The organism is Pseudomonas inefficax (genome assembly GCF_900277125.1).
GTDB classification, from domain to species: Bacteria; Pseudomonadota; Gammaproteobacteria; order Pseudomonadales; family Pseudomonadaceae; genus Aquipseudomonas; species Aquipseudomonas inefficax.
In genome coordinates this window covers 1-1,404 of sequence record NZ_OPYN01000117.1, presented here as the reverse complement: position 1 = coordinate 1,404, position 1,404 = coordinate 1, and the positions used below count along the sequence as shown (strand labels likewise).

The following is a 1,404-nucleotide window of genomic DNA, read 5'->3' as shown; positions in this document are numbered from 1 at the left end:
GCAGCGCATCCAGGGTGTCCCAGCGGGTGCCTTCAACAGCAACCACCCTGCCCTGTTCGAACACTGGCCGGGCCAGCCCGCTGAGCACGTTGCCGGGCGGCAGTTCCAGGTGCAGGCGCACGCCACGCTCATAGGCGTTGCGCAACGTGGCACGCCAGTCGACCACCCGCGCCATGTTGCAAGCCAGGTCGTCGCGCAGGCGCTGTGGGTCGAATACCGGCCGCGCGCTGCTGCCGCTGAGGTAGGTGATACGCGGTCGCAGCAGCTCGACCGTGGCGAAGGCACTGGCCAGTTCGGCCGCCGGGCCATCCAGCAGCGGGCAATGCGACGGCACGCTGACCGCCAGGCGCCGGGCCACGCCCTGGCCCAGCCGGCGTGCCTTGGCGGCAACCGCAGCCATCGCGCCATCGCTACCGGCGATGACGATCTGGTTGTCGCTGTTGAGATTGGCGACATACACCTCGTCGTCCGTATCGTTCAACAAGCGTTCGACACTGGCCAGGTCCAGCCCGCTGAGTGCGGTCATGCCATAGCCTTGCGGATAGGCGCGCTGCATCAGGTCGCCACGCAGGGCAACCAGGCGCACGGCATCGGCAAAGCCAAGGGCGCCCGCCGTGACCGCCGCAGGATAGGCGCCAATCGACAATCCCGCTACGTAATCCGGGGCGGGGCTGCGTTGCATCAGCCAACGCGCCCAGGCCACGCCAGCCAGCAACAGGCACAGCTGCACGGCACGGGTCGTCTGCAGGGCCTGCTGGCTGTCCAGCGCCAGGGCCTGCTGGCCAAGGGTGTCACTGGCTTCTTCCAGCAACAGCCCGGCACCCTCAGGCAGGCGCTGCAGCATGCCCACCTGCTGGGCGCCCTGGCCGGGGAAGGCGAACAGGCTGCTCATGCCGCGCGCTCCATCGCTGCCCATGGGTCACTGACCAGGCGTGGGCCATGGGCCGACTTGAGCAGCACGCGGCGGGCGAAGCCGGCCCACTCACGCAGGGCGACCGCACCCGCCGGGGTTTCCAGCTGCAGGTCGATACGACAAGGCGCGCAATCGAGGATATCCAGCAACTCACGCGCCTGCGTCCGGGCCAGCGGTTGTGGCGTACGCAGCAGCAAGTCCAGGTCGCTGTCGGCGTGTACCACCTCCATACCGGTGGCGATCTGGTACCCCACCCCACCTGTAGGCCCCCACGCCATCCCGCTGGCATCCAGTACCGGTGTGACCGAGGCCAGGGCCTGCAATGCAGGCCAAGGGCTTTCAGCTTGCCAGCGCAGCGTTTCGGGGCCTTGCTGACACTGGATATCGGCCAACCGCATCAGTACACCCGACCGCTGCGCCCTGCCCTGGCCACGCAGCCCCACCGCCACCCAGCCATCCGCACAGGTGGCACGGCGCACCACCACCGGCTG

At 68.9% G+C, this 1,404-nt stretch carries 2 protein-coding genes; both read right to left on the bottom strand.

Annotated elements, in window-relative coordinates; all coding sequences use genetic code 11:
• Positions 1 to 892: malonate decarboxylase subunit epsilon (gene mdcH, locus JV551A3_RS14285; protein ID WP_133978826.1), on the bottom strand; the 892-nt coding region annotated here is incomplete at its 3' end.
• Positions 889 to 1,404 (bottom strand): malonate decarboxylase holo-ACP synthase (locus JV551A3_RS14280; protein WP_133978824.1); only part of this gene is annotated, 516 nt, incomplete at its 5' end. The genes mdcH and JV551A3_RS14280, both read right to left, overlap by 4 nt.